Source organism: Actinoalloteichus sp. AHMU CJ021 (assembly GCF_002895405.1).
Classification (GTDB): Bacteria; Actinomycetota; Actinomycetes; order Mycobacteriales; family Pseudonocardiaceae; genus Actinoalloteichus_B; species Actinoalloteichus_B caeruleus.
Genome location: NZ_CP025990.1, coordinates 1,571,126 through 1,589,865, shown reverse-complemented (window position 1 = coordinate 1,589,865; position 18,740 = coordinate 1,571,126). Strand labels below are relative to the sequence as shown.

The window sequence follows — 18,740 nt, the reverse complement described above, 5'->3', positions numbered from 1 at the left end:
AGTGGGTCGCCCGGTCAGCGGAGCGTCCTCACTGCCGGTGAGGGGAGTTTGCGCAGGTCGGCGAGTCGCCTCCCGCCCGTGGTGTCCACCATTCGGGACGGTGTCCCGCAGAGTTGACGCCACTGACCGACTGTGGCAACCTACGACCCGTGCTGCGACTGATTGACGTTCTCGTACTTCCCTGGCGCGTCGACGCTTAGGGAATCGCAGCGTCGACGCGCCAACCCTCGCGTGGCCCTCCGGGGCTACCGGGGGTTTTTTGTTTGACGGCCCCGCACTCTCGAGATCAACGAGGCAGAGCACATGACCAGCGCCAACGCACGACCAGCCCCGGCTCCGGCCCCCGCCGGTCCGGCCAGGCCCAAGCCGGCGCCGCCCACCGGCGCGCCCGTGCAGGTGACGGGCGCCCAGTCGCTCGTCCGGTCCCTGGAGGAGGTGGGCTGCGAGGTCGTCTTCGGAATCCCCGGCGGCACCATCCTCCCGGCCTACGACCCGCTGCTGGACTCGCGGAAGGTGCGCCACGTGCTCGTGCGCCACGAGCAGGGCGCCGGTCACGCCGCGACCGGTTACGCGCAGGCCACCGGGCGGGTCGGGGTGTGCATGGCCACCTCGGGTCCCGGCGCCACCAACCTCGTCACGCCCCTCGCGGACGCGAACATGGACTCCGTCCCGGTCGTGGCGATCACCGGCCAGCAGACGCGCGGCCTGATCGGCACCGACGCCTTCCAGGAGGCGGACATCTGCGGGATCACGCAGCCCGTGACCAAGCACAACTTCCTGGTCACCGACCCCGCCGACATCCCCAGGACGATCGCGGAGGCGTTCCACCTCGCCTCCACGGGACGCCCGGGGCCGGTCCTCGTGGACATCCCGAAGGACGTCCTCCAGGAGACCACCTCCTTCGCGTGGCCGCCGGAGATGAAGCTGCCCGGCTACCGCCCCACCTCGCGTCCGCACGGCAAGCAGGTGCGCGAGGCGGCCAGGATGATCAGCGCCGCCCGCCGACCTGTGCTGTACGTGGGCGGTGGCGTGCTCAAGGCCGAGGCCGTCGCGCAGCTGCGCGACCTGGTCGACCTGACCGGGATCCCGGTCGTCACCACCCTGATGGCCCGGGGGGCCTTCCCGGACTCGCACCCCCTGCACCTGGGCATGCCCGGGATGCACGGCACGGTCTCGGCGGTCACCGCCATGCAGCGGGCGGACCTGTTGATCGCGCTCGGAGCCCGTTTCGACGACCGGGTCACCGGCCGGCTCTCCTCCTTCGCGCCCGAGGCGCAGGTCATCCACGCCGACATCGATCCGGCCGAGATCTCGAAGAACCGCCGTGCCGACGTGCCCATCGTCGGTGACTGCCGGGAGGTGATCGTCGACCTCCTCGACGCGCTGCGGGACGAGTTCGACCACGGCGGACGGGCGGACCTCGCCCCGTGGCGCGCCCAGGTCGCGAACTGGCAGCAGCGGTTCCCGCTCGGCTACGAGTGGCCGGCCGACGGGACCCTGTCGCCGCAGTACGTGATCGAGCGGATCGGTGCGCTCGTGGGGCCCGACGCCGTGTACACGGCCGGCGTCGGGCAGCACCAGATGTGGGCGGCGCAGTTCATCCGGTACGAGTCGCCCCGCAGCTGGATCAACTCGGGCGGCCTCGGCACGATGGGGTACGCGGTGCCGGCGGCGATGGGCGCCAAGATGGGCCGGCCGGACACCGAGGTGTGGGCGATCGACGGCGACGGTTGTTTCCAGATGACCAACCAGGAACTGGCGACCTGCGCGATCGAGGGGATCCCGATCAAGGTCGCCGTCATCAACAACGGGAACCTGGGCATGGTCCGCCAGTGGCAGAGCCTGTTCTACTCGGAGCGCTACTCCAACACCGACCTGGGCACCCACAAGCACCGCATCCCGGACTTCGTCCAGCTCGGGGAGGCACTGGGCTGCGCCGCGTTCCGCTGCGAGTCCCGGGAGGAGGTCGACGCGACGATCACCAGCGCGCTGGAGATCAACGACCGCCCCGTCGTGCTCGACTTCGTCGTCGGCAAGGACGCCCAGGTGTGGCCGATGATCGGCCCTGGCGCGGGCAACGACGAGGTCCAGGCGGCCCGGGGCATCCGGCCGGACTTCGACGAGTCGGACGTATGAGCCGGCACACGCGCCACGGTCGGACAGCCGGACGGGATTCCGAGGAACAGGAGCAGGGCAGATGAGTCGGCACACGCTCAGCGTGCTGGTGGAGAACAAGCCGGGTGTGCTGGCCAGGGTGGCCGGCCTGTTCTCCCGACGGGGCTTCAACATCGAGTCGCTCGCCGTGGGGGAGACCGAGTACCCGCACATCTCCCGGATGACGATCGTCGTCGCGGTGGACGAGTTGCCGCTCGAACAGGTCACGAAGCAGCTCAACAAGCTGGTCAACGTGATCAAGATCGTCGAACTGGATCCGGTGGCCTCGGTGCAGCGTGAACTGCTGCTGGTCAAGGTCCGCGCCGACGCCACGGTGCGCACGCAGGTCCTCGAGACCGTGCAGCTCTTCCGCGCCAAGGTCGTCGACGTCGCGCCGGAGGCCGTGACGGTGGAGGCCACCGGGACGGCGGACAAACTGGACGCGCTGCTGCGGATGCTCGAACCCTACGGCGTCCGCGAGATGGTCCGGTCGGGCATGGTCGCGCTCGGTCGGGGGGCGCGGTCCATCACCGCCTCCGCGGTGCGCTGAGCCGACCGCTCGCGCTCGTGGAAGCACACCACAGAACACCACAGAGAAGGAACCAGGAATGAGTGCCGAGATTTTCTATGACGACGCCGCCGACCTCGGGGTGCTCCAGGCCAGGAAGGTCGCCGTCATCGGCTACGGCAGCCAGGGCCACGCCCACGCGTTGAGCCTGCGCGACTCCGGCGTCGACGTCCGCATCGGCCTCGCCGAGGGCTCGAAGTCGCGGGTGAAGGCCGAGGAGGAGGGGCTCCGGGTCGTGACGACCTCGGAGGCCGCCGCCGAGGCCGACGTGATCATGATCCTGGCTCCCGACCACCTCCAGGCCGGGATCTACGAGAAGGACATCGCTCCCAACCTCAAGCCCGGCGACGCGTTGTTCTTCGGGCACGGCCTGTCCATCCGCTACGGGCTCATCACCCCCCCGGCGGACGTGGACGTGGCGATGGTCGCGCCGAAGGGCCCCGGTCACCTGGTGCGCCGGCAGTTCGTCGACGGCAAGGGCGTGCCCGCGCTCATCGCCGTGGAGCAGGACGCCACCGGCAACGCGCAGGCCCTCGCCCTCGCCTGGGCGAAGGGCGTCGGCGGCACCCGCGCCGGTGTCATCAAGACGACCTTCAAGGAGGAGACCGAGACCGACCTCTTCGGTGAGCAGGTCGTCCTCTGCGGGGGGACCACGGCGCTGATCCAGGCCGGGTTCGAGACGCTGACCGAGGCCGGTTACCAGCCGGAGATCGCCTACTTCGAGGTCCTGCACGAGCTGAAGCTCATCGTCGACCTGCTCTACGAGGGTGGCCTCTCCCGGATGCGGTACTCGATCTCCGACACCGCCGAGTACGGCGACCTGACGCGGGGTCCCCGGGTCATCTCGCCGGCGGTCAAGGAGGAGATGCGCCGCATCCTGGGGGAGATCCAGGACGGGACCTTCGCGAAGGAACTGGTCGCGGAGGAGGAGGCCGGGCGCCCGAACTTCAAGCGCCTGCGGGCCGAGGGCGAAGCTCACCCGATCGAGGAGGTCGGCAAGAAGCTGCGCGGCCTGATGTCCTGGGTGGACCGCCCGATCACCGAGACCAACTGACCCCGGTCGTGGTCATCAGCCGGCGGTCCGGACGGGTGGTCACCCCCGGACCGCCGGCACCTCGTGCGGGAGCCATCTCCTGCGGGTATACGGTTCGTCGCGCAAGGTGACAGCTCCGGTGGGCCGTCCCGAGGACGTCCTCCACCGCCAACGCAGGGAGAGTGCCCGGTGAGTCACGAGATCCAGCGCGAGGGCAACGAGGTCCCGATCTACGACGACAAGGCGCATGTCCGGGGCAAGCTGGACATCTCCAACGCGGAGTGGATCACCAGCACGGAGGACGACGACCAGAAGGGCGTGGAGATCGCCTTCGTCGAGGAGTACATCCTCATGCGCAACGGAGCCGACCCGGAGGGGCCCGTGCTCGTGTTCACCCAGGCCGAGTGGGACGCCTTCGTGGAGGGCGCCAAGGACGGCGAGTTCGACGAACCGTGATCGGCGGCCGGCCGGGTTTCCCAGGGAGTGGGAGGGCGTGGTCCGTCCCGTTTCCGGTTGGGAGTCCGGTTCTCCCCGTCGTTCGTCCCGGCATGTGGACGGGTCGTGGTTGTGGGCAGTCAGCTCCGTCACCCTTTGAGAATCCTTTCACAAGCTCGGGCTAAGCTGCCCGTGCCGCTCCACCGACGGGGTGGCCGAGGATCGCAACCCTGGAGCATGTCTGTGAGCACCCCCAGCCGTCCTGTTGCCCTGATCGCCGAGAAGCTGGCTCCTTCGGCGGTGGAAGCGCTTGGTGACGAGGTCGAGGTCCGTCACGTCGACGGGACCGACCGGCCGGCGCTGCTGTCCGCGGTGGCCGAGGCGGACGCGTTGCTCGTGCGTTCCGCGACCAAGGTCGACGCGGAGGTGCTGTCCGCGAGCACCAGGCTGAAGGTGGTGGCCAGGGCGGGCGTCGGTCTCGACAACGTCGACGTCCCCGCCGCCACCGAGCGTGGCGTCATGGTCGTCAACGCCCCGACCTCCAACATCGTCTCGGCCGCGGAGCACGCCGTGGCGCTGCTGCTCTCCGTCGCGCGCCGGATCCCGGCGGCCGATGCCAGCCTTCGTGGTGGCGCCTGGAAGCGCAGCTCCTTCTCCGGGGTGGAGCTGCGGGGCAAGACCGTCGGTGTCGTCGGCCTCGGCAAGATCGGTCAGCTCGTCGCGCAGCGGCTGGCCGCCTTCGACACCGAGCTGATCGCCTACGACCCCTACGTCTCGGCGGCCAGGGCCGCGCAGCTCGGTATCGAGCTGGTGAGCCTCGACGAGTTGCTCTCCCGCGCCGAAGCGATCTCGATCCACCTGCCCAAGACCCCCGAGACCAAGGGGTTGATCGGTGCGGAGCAACTGGCCCGGACCAAGAAGGGCGTGCTGCTGGTCAACGCCGCCAGGGGCGGCCTGGTCGACGAGGACGCCCTGGCCGAGGCCGTGCGGTCCGGTCAGGTGGGTGGCGCGGGCGTCGACGTCTTCTCGACGGAGCCGATCACGCGGAGCCCCCTCTTCGAGCTGCCCCAGGTCGTGGTGACCCCGCACCTGGGCGCCTCGACCGCCGAGGCGCAGGACCGCGCCGGGACGGACGTGGCGCGCTCGGTGCTGCTCGCCCTGCGCGGCGACTTCGTGCCGGACGCGGTGAACGTGCAGACCGAGGGCGCGGTGGGGGAGGAGGTCCGGCCCTACCTGCCGCTGACCCAGAAGCTCGGGGTCGTGCTGACGGCGTTGGCCGCCGCCTCCCCCGCCTCGGTGACCGTCGAGGTGCGGGGCGAGCTCGCGGCCGAGGACGTCAGCGTCCTGCCGCTCGCGGCCCTGCGGGGCGTGTTCTCCAAGGTGGTCGAGAGCCAGGTCACCTTCGTGAACGCGCCTCGGCTCGCCGCCGAACTGGGCGTGGCCGTGGACGTGCGCAAGGAGAGCGAGAGCGCGAACCACCGCAGCCTGGTGACCCTCCGGGCCGCGCTGCCCGACGGCTCCTCCCTGAGCGTCTCGGGCACGCTGACCGGCCGGGGGCAGGTGGAGAAGCTCGTGGAGATCAACGGCCGCCACTTCGACCTCCGCGCCGAGGGCAACATCGTGTTGCTGGAGTACAGCGACCGGCCCGGCGTGATGGGCACCGTGGGCACGCTGCTCGGCGAGGCCGGGGTGAACATCGAGGCCGCGCAGATCTCGCAGACCACGGAGGGCACCGACGCCACGATGCTCCTCCGGGTGGACCGCCCCGTGACCGGCAACGTCCTGGAGCCCACCGGCGCCGCCATCGGCGCCCGCACCGTGCACGCGGTGTCCTTCGACTGAGACCGGGCCGCCTGGGCGGGGGCGGGACTGCCGTCCCGGCCGGGACTCGCGGTCCGCGAGTGGACGCGTCCCCCGCCCGGGCACCTTCTCCGGCGACGCGTGGCCCCGGCACCCAGGGCCGGTCCGTCGCCGGCGCCGCCATGCCGTCGCGGGCGCGGTTTAGTCGGACCGCGCGGCGGCGGTCACGGCCGCCCGCCCGGGACCGCCCGCGCCGGGTCGGTGTGACGAGATGGCGGGTTCCCGCTCGCCCCGCCCCGGTCAGCGCGGTGTCCTCTTCGGTCGAGCGGCCGGTGGAGGTCGTCGCCCACCACGCCAGCCTCGGCTGCGCCCGCTCCTGGGCGCGGCGCGGCGCGGTCGTCGCGCCGCCCGCCGTGAGCTGCGCGGTCGTCGCCGGCTCGGCCGACCGGGTGGCCCCCCTTCGGCGCGTGCCCCGAGAGCGGCCCCACCACCGGGTGAGGGGCGGTCCGGCGCTCGACCAGTTCCGGTCGTCCTCGCTCCCACTACCGTGATCACCCGGTGGCCGGCTGTGCCACGGATTCTGCCTCAAGCCGTGACAATTCTGTTCAAATCAGTGTGGAGTATTCACCCTTTCGGCGTAGCTGAAGGGCCTGGCAATCGCGTTAAGTTCCCTCCTTGAGGCAGGACCAGGTGTCGTAGAGGGCGCGACGCCGGGCCAGTTCCCGCTGACGAGGGCGTCCGTTCGGGAACGACGTCGTAACACGTCGCGAACTGGCGATGGTCGGAGAAGGCCTCGCTAGGGGTATCCAGAGTGAGTCGTACCCGAAGAACAGGGCTGAGAGCCCGGACGGGTTCCGCCGCCGCCGGACCACGGCGGGGGGCGCGGTCCGCCGTGGCGCTCACCGCCGTCCTGGCGGTGACCGGCCTGAGTGGAACCGCGGTCGCGCAGGACTCGGTGGAGACCGACCTGCCGCTGGCCGACGGCCTCGCCGCCGCAGCCGGCGGCTCGACGGACACGCCGCTGGACAAGGTGGCGCCCGCCGTGGCCGCCGCGGCCGGCGACATCTCGGTCTTCATCGAGCTGGAGAGCCGGGCCGCCGTCGACGTCTTCGTCGAGCAGCAGCAGGCGGGGGCGGGGGACGACGCGGCGCAGGACGCCGCCGTCCGCGCCAGGACCCGCACCGAGCGCACCGCGGACATCGTGGTGGACGACCTGGCCGCCCGCGACCAGGGCGCCCAGGTGCTCTACACGACCTCGAACGCCGTCCCGGGGGTGGCGGTCACCGCCGACGCCGAGCGGGTTCGCCAGCTCGCCGAACGGGAGGACGTCCGGTCGATCCGGCAGATCACGCCGGAGGAACGCACCAACTCCACCGCCACCGCCCTCACCAACACCGTCAAGGCCTGGCAGAACACCGGGCGCTTCGGTGAGGGCATCCGGATCGGCATCATCGACGACGGCGTGGACTACACCCACGCCATGTTCGGCGGGCCGGGTACCCGCGAGGCCTACGAGGCCGTCGACCGGGACGTCGCCGACCCCGCGTACTACCCCACGGACAAGGTCGTCGGTGGTATCGACCTCGTCGGGGACGACTACGACGCGAGCAGCGCCGATCCGGCGCTGAACACGCCGAAACCGGACGACAACCCGATCTCCTGCGGCCGGCACGGCACCCACGTGGCCGGTAGCGCCGCCGGTTTCGGGGTCAACGCCGACGGGAGCACCTTCGACGGCGACTACTCCGAGCTGACTCCCGAGGCACTCGACGAGATGCGCATCGGACCGGGCACCGCGCCCGAGGCGCTGATCTACTCGATCAAGGTCTTCGGCTGCGCCGGATCGACCGCGGTCACCGCCCAGGCCCTGGACTGGGCGCTGGACCCCGACCAGGACGGCGACTTCGGCGACCGGCTGGACATCGTCAACCTCTCGCTGGGGAGCAACTACGGCGCGCCGGACGACCCCAACAGCCTGTTCGTCCGCAAGCTGAACCAGCACGGCGTCGTCACGGTCTTCTCGGCCGGCAACGGCTCCGACCTCTACGACATCGGTGGCTCGCCCGGGAACACCGCCGAGGCGATCACCGTCGCCAACACGCGTGACTCCTACGTCCTGCGGGACGGCGCGCGCGCCACGGCCCCCGAGTCGGTGGCCGGCGACTACGCGGGCCAGTACAGCCAGGACTACGCCGGTTACGCCGGCCTCGACCTGACCGCGCCGGTCGTGGCGTTGACCACCGAGTCCAACCTCGACGGCTGCCAGCCGTTCTCCGAGGCCGACGCGGCCGAGGTCGCGGGCAAGATCGCCTGGCTGGAGTGGGACGACGACGACAGCACCCGGCGCTGCGGGTCCGCCGGCCGCACGGACAACGCGGAGGCCGCCGGGGCCGCCGGGGCCATCTTCTCCTCCACCGAGGAGCACTTCTCGGCCGGCATCGCCGGCAACGCCGGGATCCCCGTCATCCAGTTCACCGGGACCGCGACCGAGCGGCTGCGGCCGGCGCTGGAGAGCGGCGAGCTGGAGATGCGGTTCGCCGAGGAGCTGCGCACCTCGGTGAAGACCTACGACGAGGCCCTCACCGACACCCCGAGCCCCAGCACCTCGCGGGGGACACGTGGTCCGGTCGTCAAGCCGGACATCGCCGCCCCCGGTGACACCATCGCCTCCGCGCTCTCGGGCAGCGGCGACAAGCCCGCAGTCCTCAGCGGAACGTCGATGGCCGCGCCGCACACCACCGGTGTCGCCGCGATGCTCCGCGAGACCCGTCCGGACTGGACGCCCGAGGAGATCAAGGCCGCGCTGATGAACACCGCCGGCGCGGACATCACCACCGGTGGCGCGGAGGGGACCGTCTACGGGCCCAACCGTGTCGGTTCCGGGCGCATCGACGCGGCCGCCGCCCTGGACAACCAGGTCCTCGCCTACGTCGAGGACGACCCCGGCGCGGTGAGCGTGTCGTTCGGCGTGGTCGAGGTCGCCGGCCCCATCGCGCGGAGCAAGACCGTCAAGATCGAGAACAAGGGCGGCCGGGCCGAGAGCTACGACGTGTCCTACGAGGCCGCCACCGAGATCCCCGGCGTCCGCTACGAGCTGTCCCGCCGCAACGTCACGGTCCCGCCCGGGGGCCAGGTCCGGCTGGACGTGACCCTGAGGATCGACGATCCCTCGGCCCTGACCAGGACCGCCGATCCGACCATCGCCCTGGAGCAGGCCGGCGAGGCCCGCCAGTACGTCTCCGACGCCTCGGGTCGGTTGCTGCTGACGCCCAAGAGCCGCAACGGCGTCGACCTGCGGGTGCCGGTGTACGCGGCGCCGAAGCCGGTCGCCGAGATCCAGGCCTCGTCCTGGGTCCGCGTGCCCGAGGGCGCCGACCAGGGGGTGCTGAACCTGACCGGCACGGGCCTCGACCAGGGTGAGGGCAGCGAGGCCTACCGCTCGCTGGTCACCGCGCTCGAGCTCCACGGGGAGAGCCCTCGGCTCCCCGAGTGCACCGAGGAGGTCGTCGTCGGCTGCACGGTCAACGAGACCGCCAAGGGCGGTGACCTCCGGTACGTGGGCGCGACCTCCACCGCTCCGCTCGCCGTGGCCCAGGGGCGGCCGGAGTCGGCGATGCTCGCCTTCGGCATCACGACGTGGAGCAACTGGTACAACGTCGGGAGCAACACGACGCCCTTCGTGGACATCGACGTCGACGGTGACGGGGTGCCGGACTTCGAGACCTACGTGACCAAGTACACCAGCAGCGACGTGCTGGTCGCGGCGACCGTCGACCTCAACGCCCCCAACCACCCGGTGGTCGACGTCCAGCCGGTCAACACGCGGTTCGGTGACGTGGACACCAACGTCTTCGACACCAACGTGCTGGTGCTGCCGGTGTCGCTGGCGGCGTTGGGGATCGACCCCACCGCCGAGGCCGCCCCGCTGTCCTACACGGCGGGGGTCTCCGGGCGGTACGGCCAGTACGAGGCGGGGTCCACCCTGATCGACCTCATCGACGAGCCGATGGCCTTCGACCCGCTCAACCCGGGCCTGTGGGTGCAGGGTGGCGGCGACGCGGCGGTGTCCTACCACGCGAGGCCCGGAACCGCCCTGGTGGTCAACCGGGACGCGGAGGTGGCCGGGGACGCCAGCCTCCTCCTGCTGCACCAGCACAACGCGAGTGGCCAGCGGGCACAGGTCGTGACGGTCGGCAGCACCCCGCCGATCGTGTCCTGATCACCTGACCGAGTGGACGGTCCCCCAGCGGCCGCCACTCTCACCCGGCGGGGGTGCTCGGGTCCGGTCGCGGGCCCGAGCACCCTTGCTGTGTTAACTCGGAAGGGGGATTGTTGGTCGAGTGATCGCCCGCGGCGCGGGAAAGATCACCTCGAACGGGTGTCCGGTATGTGAGTGGCAATTGCCGGGCAGGTAGCCTGCGCGGTGCGAAATGGTCCCGTGAAATGGGATCGCGACCCAGGAGGTGTGTGGATGCGGCTCGCTGTGATCCCAGGCGACGGGATCGGGCCCGAGGTCGTCGCCGAGGCGTTGAAGGTGCTCGGCGAGGTTGTTCCGGATGCCGAGATCGTTCGTTACGATCTCGGGGCGGCGCGCTGGCACTCCACCGGGGAACTGCTACCCGAGTCGGTGCTCACCGAACTGCGGCAGCACGACGCGATCCTGCTCGGCGCGGTCGGCGACCCGTCGGTACCCAGTGGCATCCTCGAGCGCGGCCTGTTGCTGCGCCTCCGCTTCGAGCTCGACCACCACGTCAACCTGCGACCGGCCCGCCTGTACCCGGGCGTGCGGTCGCCGTTGGCGGATCCGTCCGACATCGACATGGTGGTGGTGCGCGAGGGGACGGAGGGACTCTACGCCGGCAACGGCGGGCTCCTGCGCAAGGACACGCCGCACGAGGTGGCCACCGAGGTGAGCATCAACACCTCCTTCGGCGTGGAGCGTGTGGTGCGGGACGCCTTCGCGCGTGCCGCTGGTCGGCCGCGCAAGCACCTCACCCTCGTGCACAAGACCAACGTCCTGACCCACGCCGGTTCGCTGTGGTCCCGGGTGGTGGAGGAGATCTCCCTCCAGCACCCCGAGGTGTCGGTCAGCTACCAGCACGTCGACTCGGTGACCATCCACATGGTGACCGACCCGAGCCGGTACGACGTCATCGTGACGGACAACCTCTTCGGGGACATCCTCACCGACCTCGCGGCGGCGGTCACCGGGGGCATCGGCCTGGCCGCGAGCGGGAACCTCGACGTCACCCGGCGCAACCCCAGCATGTTCGAGCCGGTGCACGGCAGCGCTCCGGACATCGCGGGCCAGGGCGTGGCCGACCCCACCGCCGCGGTGCTCTCGGTCGCGCTGATGCTCGACCACCTCGGCTACCGCGAGTCGGCGAAGCGCATCGAGGCCTCGGTGGCCTTCGACCTCGCCACCCGCGACCACGCGTCCCCCGGTGCCACCTACGCCATCGGTGACCGGTTGGCCGCGCTGGTCTCGTCCAACGACCGGGTCTCGCGCTCGGTCGAGCTGCCGCCGAGCGCGTGATCGGCGGGTCCGTCCCCGGCGCCGCCGGGGACGGACCGCGCCCCGGCCGTGATGCCGGGGCTGGTCGTCGCCGGCCCCACGCCACGCCACCCGGCTCGTCCGACGTGACCACCATGACCGGATCACCGCGTTCGGCACCCCGGCGGCGTCCCCGGGAATCCCCGTCGTGGCGACCAGCCCGACCGCCCGTCGTCGACCACGGCCAACCCGCTCACGCCGGCCAGCCGCGGAGCCGGGCCGACACCCGCCCGTCGAGCGAGCAGCTCCGTTCGAGGTGGCCGCCGGCCGGCGGCCCCGGTGGTTCTCGTCCCGTGGGCGCGCGGGCACCGGACGCGTTCGCCCGCCGAGAGAGGCACCCCCGCCACCTCCGCCGGGACCGACGCGACCCGCCTCCCGGATACTGGGAACTCGTGACCCCCATGTGGACCCCGAGCACTCCGTGTGACATCATGCTGCGCATGTCTCACCGCAGCGTGATCATTATTCCCCGGCGCGCCGAGTAAGTGCTTGCACAAGCACCTCGGCGCGCAGACCTCTCGCATTCCGGCGAGGGGTCTTTTGTTTTTCCCGGCCCTGACCGCAGCAGAACCCGAACCGCGATCCCTGATGAGCACGGCAGGAGTTCCCCGTGACCCGCTTCGCCCCGGCAGCAACGCCCCTCGGTGACTCGTTCCACGTCTACGACACGACGCTGCGTGACGGCGCGCAGCGCGAGGGCATCTCCTACTCGGTGAACGACAAACTGGCGGTCGCTCGCCTGCTGGACTCGCTCGGAGTGGGCTTCATCGAGGGCGGCTGGCCGGGCGCCCTCCCCAAGGACACCGAGTTCTTCGCCAGGGCGGCCTCGGGCGAACTGCCGCTGCGGCACGCGGTGCTCGTCGCCTTCGGGGCCACCCGGCGCCCCGGGGTGCCGGTCGCGGAGGACCAGCAGGTCGCCGCGTTGCTCGACGCGCGGACGCCGGTGGTCACCCTCGTGGCCAAGGCCGACCGCCGCCACATCGAACGGGCGCTGCGCACGGATGTCGCCGAGAACGAGGCGATGGTCGCCGACACGGTGCGGCACCTGGTCTCCGAGGGCCGGCGGGTCTTCGTGGACGCCGAGCACTTCTTCGACGGCTACGCCCACGACCCCGACTGCGCCCTCGGCGTGCTCACCGCCGCCGTGGAGGCCGGCGCGGACGTGGCGGTGCTCTGCGACACCAACGGCGGCTGGCTGCCCGGTCGGATCGGGGAGGCGGTGGCCGAGGTGGTGGACCGCACCGGGTTCCGGGTCGGCATCCACTGCCAGGACGACACCTCCTGCGCGGTGGCCAACTCGCTGGCCGCCGTCCGGTCCGGCGCCAGCCACGTGCAGTGCACGGCGAACGGCTACGGGGAACGCGCCGGCAACGCGGACCTCTTCGCCGTCCTCGGCAACCTCGTCACCAAGATGGACGTCCCCGCCCTGCCCCCGGGCCGGCTGGCGGAGCTGTCCAGGGTCTCGCACGCCATCGCCGAGATCGCCAACCTCGTGCCCGACACCCACCAGGCCTACGTCGGGTCCTCGGCCTTCGCCCACAAGGCGGGGCTGCACGCGAGCGCGATCAAGGTGGATCCCGAGCTGTACAACCACCTCGACCCCGAGGTGGTCGGCAACCGGATGCGGGTCCTGGTCACGGAGATGGCCGGCCGGTCCAGCATCGAACTCAAGGGACGCGAGTTCGGGCTGTCGCTGGCCGGCCGCTCCGACGCGGTGGGGCGCACCGTGCGCCGGGTCAAGGAGCTGGAGGCCAGGGGCTGGTCCTTCGAGTCGGCCGACGCCTCGCTCGAACTGCTGCTCCGGGGCGAACTGGACCGGGACCAGCACGAGGAGCTGGCCGGCGGCGCCGAGCGCGCCACTGCCCCGCTGGAACAGCCGTTCCGCCTCGAGTCCTACCGGGTCGTCCTCGACCACCACTCGGACGGGACCGTGGTGGCCGAGGCGACGGTGCGCATGCACGTCGAGGGCGAGCGGGTGATCGCGACCGCCGAGGGCACCGGCCCGGTCCAGGCGCTCGACGCCGCGCTCCGCAAGGCACTCGCCGGCCGACTGCCCTGGGTGGACGAGGTGGAACTCGTGGACTACAAGGTCCGCATTCTCACCGAGGACGCGGTCGCCGAGGGGGGCGCCGGCGCCGTCACCAGGGTGTTGGTGAACTCCACCGACGGCGAGCGGGAGTGGACGACGGTCGGGGTGCACGGGAACATCGTCGAGGCCAGCTGGCTCGCGCTGTGCGACGCGCTCGTCTACCGGTCGACGCGCCAGCCGGTGGGCTAGACGTGGCGGCCGTGGGCGGCGCCGGCGCGCTGTCCTACGGTGTGCAGGTCGTGCCAGCACTTGGAACAGGAGGACGACACGTGCGTTTGGGGCGGATCGCTCATCCCGAGGGGACCGGGTTTCCCTTCGTCGCAATCCAGCGGAACGACGAAGGCGACGAGGTCGCGGCCGAGATCAGGGAGCACCCCTTCGGCACGCCCGACTTCACCGGCCGGCAGTGGCCGCTCGCCGACGTTCGCCTGCTCGCGCCCATCCTGCCGAGCAAGGTGGTGTGCATCGGGAAGAACTACGCCGAGCACGCCAGGGAGATGGGGGGCGAGCCCCCGGCCGACCCGGTGATGTTCCTCAAGCCGTCCACCTCCGTCGTCGGCCCCGCGCTGCCGATCCGGCTGCCAGCCGACTCGACGCACGTCGACTTCGAGGGCGAGCTCGCCGTCGTCATCGGGCAGCCGTGCCGTGACGTCCCCCGAGCGAAGGCGAAGGACGTCATCCTCGGCTACACCGTGGCCAACGACGTCACCGCGCGGGACCAGCAGCGGGCGGACGGGCAGTGGACGCGGGGCAAGGGGCACGACACCTTCTGCCCGCTGGGCCCGTGGATCGAGACGGAGATCGACCCCTCCGACCTCGCCGTCCGGACCGAGCTCGACGGCGAGCTGCGCCAGGACGGCCGCACCTCGCAGCTGCTGCACGACGTTCCGGCGCTCGTCGAGTGGGTGTCCCGCGTGATGACGCTGCTGCCGGGCGACGTGATCCTCACCGGAACGCCGGCCGGGGTCGGTCAGATCCGAGATGGGCAGTCGGTGTCGATCACCGTCGAGGGAATCGGAACACTGACCAACCCGGTCGTCTCCCGTTGACGGGTCTGGTGGCCGTTCGGTCCACCGCCCCGTCCCGCCGCGCGGGTGATCTGCGGGCGAACGGTGGCGCGTGTTCCGGCACGAGGCCGACGGCCACCAGGTAGGCGGGGACGGCCCGCAACAGGGGGAACCGGCGGAGCGCCCTCACCAGGAGCGGCGGGGGTGTCGAGGGGGCGCGGGGGTCGCTGTCCAGCGCGTCCTGGAGGAACCCGGCGTGCAGCGCCCGTTGCATGCCCTGGGTCACCGCCGTGGGCAACCACCGACGGCGTCGGACCCTGCGGAGGTCGGCGGTGCGCGGCCGCCCGGTCAGCAGGGGGGCGGCCAGGTACCGCGCGGCGGCCACCGCGTCCTGGACTGCGAGGTTGATGCCGACCCCGCCCACCGGCGACATGGCGTGCGCCGCGTCCCCGATGAAGAGCACGCCGGGCGCCTCCCAGGTGCGCAGCCGGTCCAGGCGGACCGACAACAGCCGCACCTCCTCCAGCGACGTCAGCGAGTCCATCCGGTCGGCGAGCCAGGGCAGCAGATCGCTCACCCGTCCTCGGAAGGCCGGCAGCCCCTCCGCGAGGACGCGGTCGTGCTCGCCCTTGCGGATGAGGAACGCGCACTGGAAGTAGTCGCCCCGGTCGATCAGGACCATCGCGCGGCCCCGCCCGAACCGACCGGTCGCTCCCTCGACGTCGCCGGGTCGTCGGGGGAGCCGGAACCACAGCACGTCGAGGGGGACACCGAAGGAACGGGCCCGGAGGCCGGCCTGCTCGCGGAGGCGGGAGTCCCGCCCGTCGCAGCCCACCACGAGCCGGGCCGCGATCTCCCGCACCCGACCGTCCGCCTCCCGCACCCGCACTCCGGTGACCTGCCGGCCCCGTCGGACCAGGCCGACGGCCTCGGTGCTCATCCGCAGCTCGAACGTGGGCTCCCGAGAGGCCGAGGCGGCCAGCATGTCGAGGAAGTCCCACTGCGGCACGAAGGCGATGTGCTTGTGCGGCCCCGGCAGCCGGCGCAGGTCCGCCAGCACGACGGGACCCGAGTCGGTCAGGAGCTGGAAGCGTTCGACCAACCGGTGGGGCACCGCCTCGAACGCGGGTCCGAGACCGAGTTCGTCCAGCAGCCGGAGGGTCGAGGCGTGCACGGTGTCGCCCCGGAAGTCGCGGAGGAAGTCGCCGTGCTTCTCCACGACGGTGACCTCCACGCCCGCCCGGGCCAGGAGCAGCCCGAGCACCATCCCCGCCGGCCCGCCGCCGATCACCACGCAGTCCGTGGTCCGCATCCGGCCCCCCGCCTCCGCCGCCCCTCGGACCTACCAGTGTCCTGAGCGGTCGCGAGGACCGTCAATTCATCGTCGGATGGGTAGCCAGCCCATCCCACCGGTCGGGGCGGGGTCGCGGGGCGGGACCGCGCGAGCGTCCGCCCGTCCCACCAGCGGAGTTGATAGCCTCACGTGTCCGTTCCGCAGGTGTGTGTTGGAGATCTCCGCTGATGCTCGATCGAGCCACCGTCGACGCGTTGTTCCCGTCCGATCTGCCCGAGCCGGAGCACTGGGAGCGGCGCTACCCGCCCCGTGCCCTCCCGGAGGGGGCCAAGGTCACCCGGATCGGTCCCTCGCCCACGGGTTTCATGCACATCGGCGGCGTGTACGTCGGCATCATCGACAGTGACGTCGCCCAGCACAGCGGGGGGACCTACCTGGTGCGGGTGGAGGACACCGACCAGTCCCGGGAGGTCGCCGGGGCGGTCGAGCAGTTCGACCGCGCCTTCGAGTACTTCGCCATCCAGCCCGACGAGGCCGGTGACTCGGGCGCCTACGGCCCCTACCACCAGTCCCAGCGCTCGGAGATCTACCTCACCTACGTGCGGGAGATGCTCCGCCGGGGCCGCGCCTACCCGTGCTTCGCCACGAAGGACGAACTTGCCGAGATCACCTCGGCCCAGCAGGCGGCGAAGCTCCCCACCGGGTACTACGGGCGGTGGGCGATCTGGCGGGACGCCGACCCGGCCGAGGTCCAGGCCAAGCTCGACGCCGGTGAGCCGTACGTGGTGCGGTTCCGCGCCGAGGCCGGCCCCCAGGACCGGGTCCACTACACCGACGCCATCCGCGGTGAGCTCGAACACGAGGCCAACAGGAACGACGCGGTCATCCTCAAGTCCTCGGACCAGCCCCTCCGGCTGCCGACCTACCACTTCGCGCACGCGGTGGACGACCACCTGATGCGGGTCAACCTCGTCATCCGCGGCGAGGAGTGGATCTCCTCGGTGCCACTGCACCTCCAGCTCTTCGAGGCCCTCGGTTTCGACCAGGTCGAGTACGCCCACATCGCTCCCCTGATGAAGCAGCAGGGGGGGAGCAGGCGGAAGCTGTCCAAGCGCAAGGACCCGGAGGCGTCTGTCGACTTCTACGTCGAGGCCGGGTACCCGTCCGAAGCGGTCCGCTACTACCTGCGCGGACTCGCCAACGGGCGCCTCGCGGAGCTGCCGCTGGAGCAGGCGCTGGCCGAGCCCATCAGGCTGGCCGAGTGCGGGGTCGCCGGCCCGCTGGTGGACCTCGTCAAACTGGAGGACATCAGCGCGGACCACATCGCGACGTTGTCCGGCGAGACCATCGTCGAGGCGGTGTCGGCGTGGGCCGCCACCCACGACCCCGACCTGGTCGCGGTGCTCGACGCTGACCGGGACCTCGCGCTGCGGGCGCTCTCCGTCGAGCGGGACGGCGTGGAGAACCCGCGCAAGGACCTCCGCAAGTGGTCGGACTTCCGCCCCGTGTACGGCTTCTTCTTCCCCCAGCTGTTCGCGGTGGTGGACGACCCGGCCGACGAGCGCCTCGGCGGCCTCGACCCCGAACTGGTGCGCACGCTGGCGGCCGACTTCGCGGACGGGTACCAGCCCCTTGAGGATCCCCAGGAGTGGTTCGGGCAGATCAGGGAGCTGGCCGCCCGGCACGGCTTCGCGAGGAACGCCAAGGAGTTCAAGAAGGACCCGGACGCCTACCCCGGCTCGATCAGGGAAGCCTCCCAGCTGGTGCGGGTCGCGCTGACCGGGTCCACCAGGAGCCCGGACCTGGCCTCGGTGGCCCGTGCGCTCGGGTCGGACGAGGTGTTGCGGCGGGTCCGCGCCCTCGCCGCGTGAACCACCCCGTGACCGGCCGGAAGGCCGGTCACGGGCGGTGATTCCCTGGATCGATGCAGGTCGCGGCCAAATCACTCCGCTGGGGGGCATTCGCACGCTGCGCCAGTACCTAGTCTCACGGGGTGACATCCGCGCTTGCGACTTCCTCGGGCACTCGGCTGCACCGCGTTCGGGCGGTCTGCCTCGACATCGATGACACCCTGGTCGACTACTGCACGTCCGCGCGGACCGGTCTGGTCGAACTGCTGGGCGACGACCAGTCCTGGCCCATGTGGCAACGAACCTCGGAACGGCACCACGCCAGGTACGCCGCCGGCGAGGTGGACTTCGACACGATGCGCCGTCAGCGCACCCGCGCCTTCCTGACCGACCTGGGGCGCCAGGTCGACGAGGAGGAGGCCGCGGCATGGGAGCAGCGGCGCCTCACCGCCACGGAACGCACCTGGACCCTCTTCGACGACGCGGTGCCCTGCCTGCGCTGGTTGCGGAGCGCGGGTCTGCGGGTGGCCGCCATCACCAACGCCGCTGGGGCGTACCAGCGCCGCAAACTCGCGGCGGTGGGTCTCGGCGACGCCTTCGACCGCCTGGTGATCTCCGGTGAGCTGGGAGTGGCCAAGCCCGACCCCCTCATCTTCCACACCGCCTGCGCCGAGCTCGGGGTCCGACCGGAGGAGGCGGTGCATGTCGGGGACAAGGTGACGCTCGACGCCCTCGGCGCGCGCGACGCCGGTCTGCACGGGGTGTGGCTGGACCGGCGTTCCCTGGGCGACCCGGTGCCGTCGGGCATCTCGGTGATCTCCGGGTTGGCCGAGCTGCCCGACCTGCTGTTTCGGCTCGAAACCCCGGCCTCCTGACGGCACCTTCCCCGCTTGGGGGGACCCGGTTCTCGTTCGCTCTGGCGGGTGGTCTAATATCTTCACCAACGGCAGGGCGAG

At 71.5% G+C, this 18,740-nt stretch carries 12 protein-coding genes; 11 read left to right on the top strand and 1 reads right to left on the bottom strand.

Annotated features, from left to right (window positions below):
• Positions 1-390: 390 nt before the first annotated feature.
• The 9 genes from C1701_RS06485 (at position 391) to C1701_RS06440 (ending at position 14,682) form a co-directional block, all read left to right on the top strand.
• On the top strand, positions 391-2,136 hold the full coding sequence (locus C1701_RS06485; RefSeq protein WP_051313418.1) for an acetolactate synthase large subunit: 1,746 nt from the start codon (positions 391-393) through the stop codon (positions 2,134-2,136).
• Between the two features lie 61 nt (positions 2,137-2,197).
• On the top strand, positions 2,198-2,704 hold the full coding sequence (gene ilvN, locus C1701_RS06480; RefSeq protein ID WP_016697868.1) for an acetolactate synthase small subunit: 507 nt from the start codon (positions 2,198-2,200) through the stop codon (positions 2,702-2,704).
• A gap of 58 nt (positions 2,705-2,762) precedes the next feature.
• Positions 2,763-3,776 carry a ketol-acid reductoisomerase gene (ilvC, locus tag C1701_RS06475; protein WP_026417153.1) on the top strand — a complete coding sequence of 338 codons (1,014 nt, stop codon included), beginning with the start codon at positions 2,763-2,765 and terminating at the stop codon, positions 3,774-3,776.
• A 168-nt stretch (positions 3,777-3,944) separates the two neighbouring features.
• The gene (locus C1701_RS06470) at positions 3,945-4,211 is read left to right on the top strand and encodes a DUF397 domain-containing protein (protein WP_081715185.1); all 267 of its coding nucleotides are present in this window, start codon (positions 3,945-3,947) and stop codon (positions 4,209-4,211) included.
• A 216-nt stretch (positions 4,212-4,427) separates the two neighbouring features.
• Entirely contained in the window at positions 4,428-6,032 is a 1,605-nt protein-coding gene (gene serA / locus C1701_RS06465) for a phosphoglycerate dehydrogenase (protein ID WP_443098146.1), read from the top strand.
• Between the two features lie 874 nt (positions 6,033-6,906).
• On the top strand, positions 6,907-10,209 hold the full coding sequence (locus C1701_RS06455) for a S8 family serine peptidase (RefSeq protein ID WP_337662168.1): 3,303 nt from the start codon (positions 6,907-6,909) through the stop codon (positions 10,207-10,209).
• Positions 10,210-10,461: 252 nt separating this feature from the next.
• Entirely contained in the window at positions 10,462-11,526 is a 1,065-nt protein-coding gene (locus C1701_RS06450) for a 3-isopropylmalate dehydrogenase (protein WP_026417148.1), read from the top strand.
• Between the two features lie 628 nt (positions 11,527-12,154).
• Entirely contained in the window at positions 12,155-13,822 is a 1,668-nt protein-coding gene (cimA, locus tag C1701_RS06445) for a citramalate synthase (RefSeq protein WP_103055677.1), read from the top strand.
• A gap of 80 nt (positions 13,823-13,902) precedes the next feature.
• On the top strand, positions 13,903-14,682 hold the full coding sequence (locus tag C1701_RS06440; RefSeq protein WP_026417146.1) for a fumarylacetoacetate hydrolase family protein: 780 nt from the start codon (positions 13,903-13,905) through the stop codon (positions 14,680-14,682).
• Here C1701_RS06440 and C1701_RS06435 read toward each other — a convergent pair.
• Positions 14,633-15,952, bottom strand: a complete 1,320-nt coding sequence (locus C1701_RS06435) for an FAD-dependent oxidoreductase (RefSeq protein ID WP_026417145.1) — start codon at positions 15,950-15,952, stop codon at positions 14,633-14,635. The genes C1701_RS06440 and C1701_RS06435 overlap by 50 nt on opposite strands.
• Positions 15,953-16,161: 209 nt before the next feature.
• On the opposite strand from C1701_RS06435, the gene C1701_RS06430 reads away from it, so the two are divergent.
• A complete protein-coding gene (locus C1701_RS06430; RefSeq protein ID WP_026417144.1) occupies positions 16,162-17,805 on the top strand; it encodes a glutamate--tRNA ligase in 1,644 nt (547 codons plus the stop codon).
• Positions 17,806-17,927: 122 nt separating this feature from the next.
• A complete protein-coding gene (locus tag C1701_RS06425; protein WP_081715183.1) occupies positions 17,928-18,659 on the top strand; it encodes an HAD family hydrolase in 732 nt (243 codons plus the stop codon).
• The last annotated feature ends 81 nt before the right edge of the window (positions 18,660-18,740 follow it).

Coding starts and splice junctions, on each gene's coding strand:
- ilvN (WP_016697868.1), top strand. CDS start 2,198: ATGAGTCGGCACACGCTCAGCGTGCTGGTGGAGAACAAGCCGGGTGTG.
- ilvC (WP_026417153.1), top strand. CDS start 2,763: ATGAGTGCCGAGATTTTCTATGACGACGCCGCCGACCTCGGGGTGCTC.
- serA (WP_443098146.1), top strand. CDS start 4,428: ATGTCTGTGAGCACCCCCAGCCGTCCTGTTGCCCTGATCGCCGAGAAG.
- C1701_RS06450 (WP_026417148.1), top strand. CDS start 10,462: ATGCGGCTCGCTGTGATCCCAGGCGACGGGATCGGGCCCGAGGTCGTC.
- C1701_RS06435 (WP_026417145.1), bottom strand. CDS start 15,952: ATGCGGACCACGGACTGCGTGGTGATCGGCGGCGGGCCGGCGGGGATG.
- C1701_RS06430 (WP_026417144.1), top strand. CDS start 16,162: ATGCTCGATCGAGCCACCGTCGACGCGTTGTTCCCGTCCGATCTGCCC.